Below are 12322 nucleotides of genomic sequence, written 5' to 3'. Positions count from 1 at the left end.
CAACATTGGAGGACGGAGCTTGGGCAGAAAATATAAATAATATGATTGCTTTTTATAATAGCGCAGTAAAACGTTTTAACGATACATATCTATATGCTGATCGAACAACACGTGTACGTGCCGTAGATAATTTTATCACTTTAGATATAAAGTTGTAGTTATAATGTTAAGCAAGAACTAATAAGAGGAAGGGTTTTTGAATTTGAAAAGACATGCCTCATGCAAAATTCGTATCGTTCTTTTACACGACTATGGCTTTATTATAATCGTATCTTCAATGACGGAGTTTATCAGATACCACATGTATTCCCTATGGGGCAAGCAGTAGAAAATAGAGTCATAGAAATTACAAGCATAGGAGCACGAAGCGGTTTTTCTGTGTTAATAGCTAAGAATTTACCTAATCTAGATGCAATAGATACAGGCCAATGCTTTCCACGGTATCTTTATAAAAATGTTGAATCTTCTATAACTGATCATGATGAGAAACAATCCCATTTGTTTACAAATTCAATAAAGGAAAGAAAAACATCTGGTTTACAGAGGCGTGATGCCATCACTGATAAAGGATTAGCGCATTTTAAGCTGCTTATCCTAGTGAGACCATAACTAAAGATGATCTATTCTATTACGCTTACGGATTATTGCATTCAAAAGATTACCGTACTCGCTATGCTCATAATTTATGAAAAATTTATGCAAAGAATTGCCTCGTATCCCTTGTGTAAAAAGCGCTGAAGATTTCTGGATATTGTGACAACAGAGTGTGAATTTGATCACTTGCACATGAATTATGAAAGTGTGGAGCCTTATCTTGTGACCTTTAAAAAAGGGTAATCCAAAACTGACTGACATCTCTAATCCCGAAAAGTTTTATTACGTGACAGAAATGAAATTCGCAAAAATTAAAAATAGTAAGGAAAAGGATAAATCTACTTTATTTACAACAGCAATATCATCATGACAGACATCCTTCTTGAAGCTTATGAGTATATCGTTAATGGCAACCCCACTCTTGAATGGGTTATGGAGCGTCAATATGTAAAGACAGATAAAAAGAGTGGCATTGTTAATGATGCCAATCGCTATGCTCTTGGAACCATTAGTAACCCTGCTTATCCATTAGAGTTGTTTCAAAGGATCATACTATAAATTTAGAAACAATGAAAATTATTAAGAAACTACCAAAATTAGAAGTGTGAGAAACCGAATAGACTTATGAGGTTAACACACCTCATAAAGGTCTCTTGTGTATTGCTTTAAAACGGCAGTCTATAACTTTAATCATCTTATTAAGTTTATTACCTACAATCTTAAAAGGATAGCTTATCATGCGTTATTCTAAAAAAGAAGCTTTGCACTTTTAAACACTGTTATTTGGATTGCTTTTAAAAGATTATATCGTAATCTAAAATGATAGCTTTATTGTTTTGAAAAACTCTGTTGAAAAAGAGCTTTATGTATTCATTTTACTTATAGATTTTGAAGGTGTCTAAAATCCTAAAAATCTTCAAAAATCTCAAAACTAATAACCATAATGGTCTTAATAGCATTTTTTATGACTAGAACCTATCTTTTGAAATGGCTTTAAAGAATCACATGCTTTTCATAAGGTATATTTAATCACTGACTAAAATGATCTATTTTGTCGATTCAATTTACTGACAGAAAAATGACAAAAGTCTATTAAAAGGGAGTTTGCTGACCTCTATAATTATCAGTCTCTCTTTAGATGTTTTTATAAAAGGCAATAAAGCGCATTATCATCTTTATCTTATGAAAATGAAAAATGGTGCCATGACTATAAAAATATAATAGCTATAGAGCATGCGTGAAAAAAGCAAGTTTTCATAATCACAATGCAAATGAACGCGTTGGTTATAAAGAGCGCGGTGCCTATTAAAGTTGTTCAAATTAGAGCCCCTTATAAACAAAATCTACAAAAATCATTAAAATCATTTAGTAAAAAACTGATACGTTATAAAGCTAAAAATACGCATGATGAGAGCGTTTATAAATATTATTAATGTTATAGATAATAAATAACGCAATTGTTTAATAAATTCCACAATATATCTTTAAAATACATAATAAAAAATAATCAAGTAATAATCATATAAACAATATTTACACATAATATATTTAAAAAATATAAAATTGTAAAATATTTATTTACAATAAATACGTATCGTGTTACATAAATTATAGATATATTATTTTATATGTTACGAAAAAGCCTTTTCCATACCTTTAAAATACTGATTGTCTTTTATGCTTTTGTTAGTATATGAGTACTTTGTCGGGTGTAGCTATGCCATACAATACCCTTTTATGGGAAATGCAACGCCACTCGTAATCTACATATCATTCAATATAATTTGAAACACAATACCAACAAAAATATCACATATACCATTGATATAACCAAATTAAATGATATCAACCGTCGTAATAGCCCCTATTCAATACCGGCCTATTTATCGAAGATAAGGAGTTAAATCACTCATGAAACGTACCGTAACATTTATTGTTTTATCTTCTCTATTGATCATTTTGTTTGCTGTATTAATATCACTTGGATATACCAAAGTGAATGATCTGAATCCGTACAACGAACTTTATCAGTCATACCTAAAATAACAACTATAGAAATTCAGAATATCGCTACAAAAAGGAAATAGCAAAAGAATAAATTATCTGTATAGAGAAAATGATACCCTGTAATTTTCCTACCCGTTTTAGAAATACATCTATTGCCTTCATGCTGACTGTATAACTATATCGTATAATGGTACAAAAAGGTATAAGAAGCCCCTTGAGATCTAGCTACTAAAAAATGGAAGAAGAAAAATTTAAAAGCGCACTAGATATGTTTAGCTAACAAAAAAGTTTTTGTTGCCCGTCTCTGCAAAAACTGAAATTTTTTATTTTTATTCCATACTTTACTCTTGTAACAACAGAATAACACATATTGATATAATATAATCAAATACATGGAGTGAGAATAATAACTGTAAAGAAAAATATCTCAAATGCTGTTTTTCTCATGCATAAAAATTCAATTTATTAATATTTAATGATGTAATTAACACCTTAATTCTATATATTATAATCTCTATTTCTATCTCTTTACATAATATATTTCTTTTTTATATAAAAATAAATTTGAGTTATACATACACAGATCTATCGGCATTTTTTCTACTGTCTTTTTAGCTTACTGAAAGATTGATATCGTAATTTTTGTATAATAAAATGCTCTTTCATATAAGCATCGTACATTGAATTATAATAACGGACTATTAAACGCAAATTATATTTTTTATCCCTTTTAAAAGTGAAAAATATTATTTTCAGACCTATTCATAAGTGGGATGAGCTATGTGAATAAAAAATGTTTGATAATAAGCTTAAGTATATCTTTTATGAGCTATCTTTAGCACAAAGGTACAACATTAAGATTACGGAAATATCGTGATATTATTGGGTATAAAAATCACACTGCCCAAGAGATTTTTGTATTGTACCCTTTATGAGAAATGTTAAAAGAAAGGCAGGATATGCTCTCTAGAGCAAATGAGTGAATGAGCCACCACGGTGATATGCATTTTTTAAAAAGTAGGAAGTCTCTTTTCTTCAAATTTAATAGGCACATTCTAAAAATAAAGGTTCTACAGATTCATTCCAAATAGAATAGTAATAAGACAAAAATTTTTCAGCATCTGTTTGTCCCATTGCAACAACCTCTTCTAAAGGATTAAGAAAATTTGTTTCATCAAAACCATTCGTATCATACTGTTTGCGATTTTTTAAGCCTTTGCGGGCAATAGCAAGAGCTTGTCGTGCTAACTCTAAAAGAATAGTTTGACGAAAAGGAGTTTTTAACCCTTCTTTAGGAACGCGTTGGCGCACATCTAAAACTTCTTCAAAACACCAATCTTTTGTCAAAGCTTCAGCCTCATTAAGTGCTTCCCTATCATAAAGAAGCCCGACCCAAAAAGCCGACAACGCACAAATGCGCTTCCAAGAACCGCAATCAGCTCCTCTCATTTCTAAAAATCTTTTTAAGCGGACTTCAGGAAATAACGTTGATAAGTGATTAATCCAATCTCCCATGTTTGGAATTGAATTTGCAACTTGTCCTTTTAATGCTCCATTCATAAACTGACGAAATGTTATATGTGTACAATCATAGTAACGACCATCACGCACAACAAAATACATTGGAACATCAAGAGCCCATTCAACATAATCAGCAAAACCAAAACGCTCAGAAAATATAAAGGGAAGAACGCCTGTCCTCTGATTATCCGTATTACGCCAAATTTCAGAACGCCACGACAAAAAGCCATTTGGGCGTCCTTCTGTAAAAGGTGAACTTGCAAATAATGCTGTTGCAATGGACTGTAACTTCATCGATACTTGCATTTTTCGCCGCATATCACTTTCAGATGAAAAATCAAGATTAACCTGAACTGTTGATGTGCGATACATCATATTAAGACCATTATGCCCCACTTTAGGCATATAATCAGTCATAATCTGATAACGTGATTTAGGCATTCGCGGCGTTTCAGCTAAAGTCCACTTTGGACTAGCTCCAAGACCTAGAAAACCTATACCCAATGGTTCTGCAATTTTTTTGAGAAGAGTTAAATGCTCCATCAACTCGTGATATGTATGGCCTACTGATTTTAATGGTGCACCAGATAATTCAAATTGTCCTCCAGGTTCCAAAGAAATGGCTCCCTGATCAACTGATCCTACAAGCCCAATAATATTCTCTTCATCTAAAATAGGTTTCCATCCTAAGGCGCTTTGCATCCTCTCTAAAAGCGCTTGGATTCCCCTCTCTCCTTCATAAGGAACAGGGTGAAAACCATCTTTATAAAACGGAAACTTTTCATGTTCTGTACCGATACGCCAATCATCTTCTGCTTTATACCCCCCTTGGAAATAGCTAACCAAGGAATCTAAGTTATAAATTTCACTTTCATCAGTTATATCAAGCGCCATAACTTATCGTATCCTATCATTGGTATCATCATCTTAAATGAACTGTTTAGAATGATTTTACAGATTTCTCAATCCATTGCCCAATCCCCCACGGTAGCATTAAGAAGAGCCAAAGCAGCAACAGCGGCAGTGTCAGCGCGTAAAATACGCGGACCTAATGATATTGGAACCACAAAAGGATGTTTTTTTAAAAAGCTCCGCTCTTCTTCACTAAAGCCACCTTCTGGTCCAATAAGAATACCAGGTGTTGTAACGTCACGCTTTTTAAAAGAAGGTAATGGATTATGCGATTTATGCTCTTCATCACAAAAAAATAAAGGCTGTGTCTCATCCCACCGTACTAAAAGTTCTGCTAATGATAGAGCAGATACGCATTCAGGGAGAGATAAAATGCCACACTGTTCAGAAGCTTCAATAACATTGGCTTCCATACGCGCCATATTGATACGCGTAACCTGCGTATGATGCGTTATAACAGGCTGCAAAATCGATACCCCCATTTCAACAGCTTTCTGCACCATATAATCCAACCGAGCGTTTTTGAGTGGAGCAAAGCAATAAATAAGACTGGAATGCGTCGTTTGTAATCTTTCTTGATGGATAAGTTGAACCACAACAAATTTTTTCTTAACAATGATAAGTTTAGCAAGCCACTCACCATCCTGTCCATTAAAAAGTAAAATTTCTGCTCCTTCTTTCATACGCAGAACGTGCACAAGATAAGAAGCTTGTGCCCCCTCTATCTTTATTTCTTCATTCAAAGCCAATGTCTGTCGTATAAATAATCTTTTAAGTTTATAATTTATGCGCATAAAAATTTTGCCAATGCTCACTATCGTCATCGAAAAAATAAAGAAAAATATATAGCAAAAAGAAAAAATTATATCTATAGAACTATAATATATTAAAGAATTATAGAGTTTTTTTAGCTTTATGAGATAATGATAGGAACTTATAGATCCTTAAGTGATTCTACTTTCATAAAAGTTTAAATAATGCACCATTCATCTTTGCATTCAGTCATTGATGCATCCGTGGAGGAAAAATATGTCTGCTAAAAAAGCTACAATTATTACGATTACAACCCTCTTAGCCTTTATTTTGATTACAGTGGGAATTGGTTCTGTTGGAGCAGATGGGAAGCATACAATTACCAAAGATGGTTATGGTATTTCTTCTGGGATTCAGTAAGCACTGGCCGACATCCCCCTTAAAAATTTAATGTTTTTTAGAAACTTTTATAAGATTTGCATCAATATTATGAATTTCTTGTATTTGAAAGATTCCATAAGAAGGATTTTTATTCCTCTCTTCAATCATTTATCTATATCAACCACACTTATGACGGAGAGAACGATTTTTACTGCTTCACCACGAACGGATTTAAAATGAGAAAATCTTCCGATAGAGTGGGACCTCTGATTTAAATTAAAAGACAATTTTAAGTTGCAAAAAGACGAATTACTATTATAAGATGGAGTGCTATATAGATAAAAAACAATTCTCAATCTGCGTCAATGTCTTTTGTAACCCAAAAATTACCATGGTTTTGCCCTTTAGAGCGTAGAGAAAATGTAAAAGGCCATGCAAGGCTATTAGCGAGACATTGGACATCTTTACATAAAGTTTCTGATCTATAGTTTTTGCGTAGTTGTGCCTGTAATATCAATTCATTCTGCTTCCCTTGCGCGATATCAGTTGCAACGGTTCCTTGAATGGATAAGCTCAAGTCTGCTGTACGCATTAATGACTCTGTCACCTTCATCATACCTTCTGAAAAGCTTGTCTGAATATCCCAGTGATCAAATGTTGTTGAAAAAGTATCATTAGTCATTAAAAGAAATTGTTGTTTATTTAAAAGTCTTGTTTGTAATTCATTCAAATCATATCCTAAGAGCCGACCAGAAGACATCTTCAGTGTTAATTCACCCTGCATTTGCGTAAAAATTTCTCGCCAAGAATCAGCAAGTGTTCGTATCGTTGCAGTAAAATTCGTTTTGCTTTGTATAAATGGAATCAATCCCAAGGTTTCTAAAGTCTCCTGCATATCAATAGAAGCACCTGAAATATTTCCTCCTATACGCACTTTCTGTCCAGCTGGCGTAACTTCAATATTACTTTGCACGGATCCACCAAAAATATTCGCATGTCCAAGATCAAAAATACCATGCCCATTTCTTATTTGTATTGCAGCAGCTAAATTTGTGAGGGAAATATTTCCTATTTTAGCTTGTGGCGCAGAAAGTCGTATATCCACGCCAATACGATCAAAAATTGTCATATCAAAGAAGGAATTTTTCTTTTTACCTGAAAAAAACATTGAACCCAAGAGGCTAAGATCTAGGTTATCAAAGGCTAACGAGCCCATAACATTTGGTACATAATCTTGAAAATCGAGTTTTAAAGCTCCTCGCGCATTGGCTTTCCCCATCGTAAATGTAACATTGTTCATTTGAATATGCATTGGCTGCGCTAAAAAATGAGATTCCCATACAATGGGTATTTTAAATTTATGTCCCCAAAACTGATTTCCACCAACCCAAGACAATGTCTGATTCCATCCCGGAGAACGCATCGATACTTTTCCGTCAAAAATATAGTATTCAGATAACCGAGCCTTTCCTGTAAAAGTTATTCCCCCACGTACAGAATTGAGACTTGCCCTAATATGACTTTTTCCTCCTGCAAGAAGCAGCAATGCTTGAGAAGCATCAATTGATAACTTTGTAAATTCTCCGCGCCAACGCGCATCTGCACGTAACCGTACTTCCTGAGTCGATTCCGGCCAATGTAAAGTCGCATTTAATCCTGTTATTTTTTCTGCCATCCCCGAAAAACTATCGTGATACACAAGAACACCATTTTTAATGACAATCCGCCCAAAAGGTTGTTTTAAAAGGTGCTCTATCTCTGGATGTTCAGGATTATGTTTTAATATTTCACGCGTATTGCGTATTGCCAACCCTAATGCACCTTGTGAGCGAGAAAACCGATCAAAAAAATCTGCTATTGTTTTAACAGGCTTTTCCATAACAAATTGAGGACGCATAATCCGCGTCTCTGAAAAAGAAACATGTCCCCAAAGAAGATCGACGACAGAAAGATCAACTTCTATTGATTCAGCTTCCATTAATGGCGCAACATCATCCATTTTTGATGTTAAAGTAACGCCAGAAAGAAATGCTTTAGGATAAGGAAAAAGATGTAACCGCGGTGGATCACGCAATTGAACATTGTAACCGGTCCATACACTCAAATCCTGCGCTAAACGAATACGAATCGCATCTGTAGAGATAAGATAAGGTAAAACGAGAATCCCCACTCCAAATAAAAAGATAATTGTAATAAAAATTCCGCTCAAAAATTTTATTATTCTGATGCGCACAATATCCCTCTATATTTATCCCCCCCTATAACAGATTAAAAACAAACTTAAATGATTATAAAAAGTTTTTATAACCCTATAATTCACTATATCCACTTTGTATCTTCATTATTTTTGTTCTTTATCCAAAATTTATTCAAACAGCAATGTTGCTGCTTCTTTATAAAGCAATTATTTAAAAGTCTTCAAAACTATAAATCCACAACATTATAAAACCATTCTTACTGTTCTCACATGAATATTGCTATAAAACTCTATCGTATTATTAGAAAATGCTTTACAAAAAAACAAACAGCCTTACCGAAAGGATCTCTGAATGAATAATATTATCGATGGAAAAAAACTTGCTGAAGAGATTATTGCGAAAGTTAAGGCCGAAACAATAAAGCTCCGCCATCACTATAATATACAACCTAGTATCGCTGTTATTATCGTTGGAGATGATCCCGCAAGTCAAGTATATGTCACCTCAAAAAATAAAAAAGCCGAAGAATGTGGGTTTCTTTCAATCAAACATGTCGTTTCTAAAGAAACGCAAGAAAAAGAACTCCTTCAACTTATTGCAACATTAAATTCTGATCCAAAAATTCATGGTATTTTGGTACAGTTGCCTCTCCCTGCTCATATGAATACAAATCGCATAACACAAGCCGTTGCTTTCCAAAAAGATGTTGATGGTTTTCATTATATTAATGTAGGAAAACTCGCGGCAAATGCACTTGAAGATGCGATTATTCCCTGTACACCAGCTGGTGCCATGATGATGATTGAACGACACTGTGGGCAAGATTTATCTGGACTTGATGCTGTCGTTGTTGGACGCTCTAATATTGTTGGAAAACCTATGGCTGCCCTTTTAACAGCAGCCAATGCCACTGTGACAATTGCCCATAGTCGTACCCGTGACCTTGATGATGTGTGTCGAAGCGCTGATATTTTAGTCGCAGCTGTAGGCCGCCCACAAATGATTAAAAAAGACTGGATAAAAAATGGTGCAATTGTTATTGATGTTGGTATTAACCGCGTTGCTGCACCAGAAAAAGGTGTAGGGAAAACACGTCTTGTTGGTGATGTCGATTTTGAAAACGTAAAAGAAAAAGCTGCTGCGATTACCCCTGTTCCAGGAGGCGTTGGACCAATGACAATTGCCATGCTTATGGTTAATACACTCAAAGCCGCCGCGCGATCACACAATCTGCCTATACCAAAATTCTAAGAATTGTAACAATTCCTTGTATATGGTTTTATTGTACATGATTAAGCTTGTTTATTTTTGCATTTTTCATGTCATAAAAACAGATGCCCCTTGATCTGCACGATTAACGGATTGACGAAAAACATGAAAAAGTTCGCGTCCAACACCATGTTCGTTTTTTGAAAGATCAGGAGGTATGATTTTTCGCGCGTTAAATTTTGCTAAATCCTCCAAAAGAGTTAGTTTACCCTCATGAGCATCAAGAAAAACAATATCACCATCCTGCAAACGTGCAATGGGGCCATTATCCATTGCTTCCGGTGTCACATGAATGGCAGCAGGAATTTTTCCTGACGCCCCTGACATACGCCCATCGGTTATCAATGCTACCTTTTGACCGCGATCTTGTAAAACGCCTAAAATGGTCGTTAATTTATGAAGCTCTGGCATACCATTGGCTTTTGGTCCTTGATAGCGAATGACGGCGATAAAATCTTTATCATACAACACTCCAGATTTAAAAGATTTTTGTAGTTCCTCTTGATCATTAAAAACAAAGACTGGTGCTTTAATCTGCCAATACTCTGGTTTAACAGAGGAAACTTTTATAATAGCTGTTCCCAAATCTCCCGATAAAACACGAAGACCACCGTCAGGCTGAAATGGCTTTCTCCACCCTGCTAACACCTTATGATCACCACTTTCCTTGAGAGCCGCTTCACGCACCACATGACCATCAGCAGAAAGCTTTGCTTCAATTGCATAAGCAGTGAGATCTTTACCAAAAACCGTAGAAACATCTTCATGTACTAAACCTGCCTCGATAAGCTCGCGAATAATAAATCCCATCCCCCCAGCAGCATAAAAATGATTGATATCCGCTAAACCATTAGGATAAATGCGCGCTAAAAGAGGCACAGCGGATGAAATTTCTGCAATATCATGCCATGTCAATTTAATACCGCAAACAGCAGCTATAGCAATCAAATGAATCGTATGATTGGTAGAACCTCCTGTTGCATTTAATCCTACAATGGCATTTACAAAAGAACGCTCATCAATGATCATACCAAGTGGCCTATAATGATCACCAAGATCTGTCATTTCAAGTACACGTTTCGTGGCTTCTTTTGTTAAAGCATCACGCAACGGTGTATTCGCATTAACAAAAGAAGCTCCCGGCATATGAAGCCCCATCATCTCCAGTATCACCTGATTAGAGTTAGCTGTTCCATAAAATGTACATGTTCCTGGTCCATGATAAGAACGTGCTTCTGATGCTAGAAGTGTTTGGCGATCTATTTTATTTTCCGCGTAAAGTTGACGTATCTTCGCTTTTTCATCATTACCTTGACCACTTGTCATAGGACCAGCTGGTATAAAAATTCCTGGTAAATGACCAAATGTTAGTGCACCAATCAATAAACCTGGTACAATTTTATCACACACCCCAAGATACAATGCTGCATCAAAGACATCGTGTGATAAGCTTATAGCTGTCGCCATTGCAATTACTTCACGCGAAAAAAGGGAAAGCTCCATCCCCGCATTTCCCTGCGTAACACCATCGCACATCGCGGGAACACCACCTGCAACCTGTGCAACACCACCAACCATACGGGCCGACTCTTTAATTAAGTGAGGAAATTTTTCAAAAGGTTGATGAGCTGAAAGTAAATCGTTATATGCCGTGATAATGCCAATATTCCCAACGATATTTCCCTTCAAACGCTCTTTATCTATTGCACCACAAGCAGCAAAACCATGAGCCTGATTGGCACATCCTAAAAAACTTCGTTTGGGGCGATGAACTTGTGCTTTCGTAATACGATCTAAGTAAATTTCTCGTGTTGATCGAGAACGTTCATAAATCCTTCGTGTAACTGTGGCAATTGTCTTGGAAAGTGCCATATTCCCCTCCCTCTTTCATTGTTGCTTCCCCTCATTCATTGAGAGAGATTACGTTTTTATTCACCTTGTCTCTCATATTCTAATTCACTTATTTCATTATCTGCAGGCGACCAATAAACCTGCACAAGATGAGGGGAATTACGCAAAACTGCCCGAATAGGCATTTCTATTTCAGATCCATCCTGACAAGCTTTTTCAAAACAATCGCGTTTCTGAAAACCTTCGATATGGAGAATAATACAACGAGACTGCATAATAACTGGCAAAGTTAGTGAGAGTCTTGGCTCAACAGCACTCTTAGCATGAAGGGGCAGAACAAGTGCTTGTGTTCGCAGATCAAGCGCTTGCTTTAAACGATCAGCATCAGGAAAAAAAGAAGCCGTATGTCCATCACCCCCCATTCCTAAAACAACAACATCAAAGGGTTTAGGCAAAGTATTAATACGACTCGCCGCTGAAAAAGCAGCAAGTTCAGCAGTAATCGCTTTATGATAAAGCCCTACAAAACGCGCTTTTTCGGCAAAATTTTGTAACAAATGACACCGTACCATATGCTCATTTGAACGTTCATCGTGTGTAGGAACGAAACGTTCATCGACCAAAGTGATAATGATATTTTGCCAATCAATATCCGCTTTTGACAAATAATGAAAAAACAATTCTGGTGTTTTACCACCAGACACCGCTAAAACTGCTCTCTTACGCTCAAGAACAGATACACTAAGTTCTGCGGCTACTCGATCTGCTAATGCCAAGGCTAAAGTCTGAGGGGTTTCAAAATCTAAACGGTCAATATTCATTCTATACATACTTAT

7 protein-coding genes and 1 pseudogene are annotated in these 12322 nt (G+C 35.6%); 3 read left to right on the top strand and 5 right to left on the bottom strand.

All coding sequences use genetic code 11. The features are described from left to right. Positions 1-23: 23 nt before the first annotated feature. Positions 24-1202 (top strand): annotated as a pseudogene (locus tag ACFIJ7_RS02735) (type ISP restriction/modification enzyme); the annotation flags it as partial. 2440 nt (positions 1203-3642) lie between these two features. Here ACFIJ7_RS02735 and ACFIJ7_RS02730 read toward each other — a convergent pair. Next, a complete protein-coding gene (locus ACFIJ7_RS02730) occupies positions 3643-5016 on the bottom strand; it encodes a glutamate--cysteine ligase (protein ID WP_375635796.1) in 1374 nt (457 codons plus the stop codon). Positions 5017-5084: 68 nt separating this feature from the next. Beyond that, on the bottom strand, positions 5085-5828 hold the full coding sequence (locus ACFIJ7_RS02725) for a 16S rRNA (uracil(1498)-N(3))-methyltransferase (RefSeq protein ID WP_375644556.1): 744 nt from the start codon (positions 5826-5828) through the stop codon (positions 5085-5087). A 235-nt stretch (positions 5829-6063) separates the two neighbouring features. Between ACFIJ7_RS02725 and ACFIJ7_RS02720 the strand changes: the two genes are divergently transcribed. Further along, positions 6064-6207: a hypothetical protein gene (locus ACFIJ7_RS02720; protein WP_012754785.1), complete on the top strand. Its 144-nt coding sequence runs from the start codon at positions 6064-6066 to the stop codon at positions 6205-6207. Between the two features lie 313 nt (positions 6208-6520). Here ACFIJ7_RS02720 and ACFIJ7_RS02715 read toward each other — a convergent pair whose 3' ends face one another. Further along, entirely contained in the window at positions 6521-8401 is a 1881-nt protein-coding gene (locus ACFIJ7_RS02715) for an AsmA family protein (RefSeq protein WP_375635798.1), read from the bottom strand. A 316-nt stretch (positions 8402-8717) separates the two neighbouring features. Between ACFIJ7_RS02715 and folD the strand changes: the two genes are divergently transcribed. Beyond that, a complete protein-coding gene (gene folD / locus ACFIJ7_RS02710) occupies positions 8718-9617 on the top strand; it encodes a bifunctional methylenetetrahydrofolate dehydrogenase/methenyltetrahydrofolate cyclohydrolase FolD (RefSeq protein ID WP_375635799.1) in 900 nt (299 codons plus the stop codon). Positions 9618-9683: 66 nt separating this feature from the next. On the opposite strand, the gene edd is transcribed toward folD, so the two are convergent. After that, positions 9684-11507, bottom strand: a complete 1824-nt coding sequence (gene edd, locus ACFIJ7_RS02705) for a phosphogluconate dehydratase (protein ID WP_375635800.1) — start codon at positions 11505-11507, stop codon at positions 9684-9686. Between the two features lie 56 nt (positions 11508-11563). Continuing rightward, complete coding sequence (gene pgl, locus ACFIJ7_RS02700; RefSeq protein ID WP_012754781.1) at positions 11564-12316, bottom strand: 6-phosphogluconolactonase; 753 nt, start codon at positions 12314-12316, stop codon at positions 11564-11566. Positions 12317-12322 lie beyond the last annotated feature (6 nt).

It is taken from the genome of Bartonella sp. MR100HLJHH, from assembly GCF_042194215.1.
In the GTDB taxonomy this organism is placed as follows: Bacteria; Pseudomonadota; Alphaproteobacteria; order Rhizobiales; family Rhizobiaceae; genus Bartonella; species Bartonella grahamii.
The sequence above is the reverse complement of the archived record's forward strand: the minus strand, read 5'-3'. Positions and strand labels throughout refer to the sequence as shown.

Coding starts and splice junctions, on each gene's coding strand:
- edd (WP_375635800.1), bottom strand. CDS start 11,507: ATGGCACTTTCCAAGACAATTGCCACAGTTACACGAAGGATTTATGAA.
- folD (WP_375635799.1), top strand. CDS start 8,718: ATGAATAATATTATCGATGGAAAAAAACTTGCTGAAGAGATTATTGCG.
- ACFIJ7_RS02720 (WP_012754785.1), top strand. CDS start 6,064: ATGTCTGCTAAAAAAGCTACAATTATTACGATTACAACCCTCTTAGCC.
- ACFIJ7_RS02725 (WP_375644556.1), bottom strand. CDS start 5,828: ATGCGCATAAATTATAAACTTAAAAGATTATTTATACGACAGACATTG.
- ACFIJ7_RS02730 (WP_375635796.1), bottom strand. CDS start 5,016: ATGGCGCTTGATATAACTGATGAAAGTGAAATTTATAACTTAGATTCC.
- pgl (WP_012754781.1), bottom strand. CDS start 12,316: ATGTATAGAATGAATATTGACCGTTTAGATTTTGAAACCCCTCAGACT.